This is a genomic window from Bradyrhizobium sp. UFLA05-112 (assembly GCF_053572325.1).
This window is the reverse complement of the sequence record NZ_JBANBK010000227.1, coordinates 1-569: the sequence shown is the minus strand read 5'-3', so window position 1 is coordinate 569 and position 569 is coordinate 1. Positions and strand designations below refer to the sequence as shown.

Here is a 569-nt window from a genome sequence, read left to right as displayed (position 1 = left end):
AAGGCCGTCTGGCGCGCCTGATCGCCGCGCTCGAGCGCGTCAATCTCCTCATCCTCGACGACTGGGGACCTGAACCGCTCACCGCCGACCAGCGCCGCGATCTGCTCGAGATCGTCGATGATCGCTACGACAAGGGATCCTTGTTGATCACAAGTCAGGTCCCCGTGTCGCAATGGCACGATGTCATTGCCGACCCCACCCTTGGCGATGCGATACTGGACCGCATCATTCACAATGCGCACCGCATCGAGCTCAAAGGCGACAGTCTGCGCCGTCACGCCGATGAAAAGAAAAAACCATGATCGCCTCGCGCCCGATCGCTCCGCCGGCCCACAGGTCCCTCCCGCGCGCGTCGCTCCGTCGCTCGTGGGGGCACTCCGCGCCGCGCACGGGGCCCTCCCATGGACCGCCGGAACGATCTCCAAACCAGCCCGCCAGCCTTGACGAGGAGACCGTTTCCAGCACACATAAACCCGTCAGTCGTGTCCGCTTCCGAACCTGATCACGATCACTGGAATCCGTGATCACCATCGTCTGGAATCACTGATCACCATCCCTGGAATACGCAG

Annotated in this window: 1 protein-coding gene; it reads left to right on the top strand. The window is 62.6% G+C overall.

From position 1 onward, the window contains the following. On the top strand, positions 1–302 hold a 302-nt coding region (locus SO180_RS42500; protein ID WP_449384724.1), incomplete at its 5' end, for an ATP-binding protein. Between the last annotated feature and the right edge of the window lie 267 nt (positions 303–569).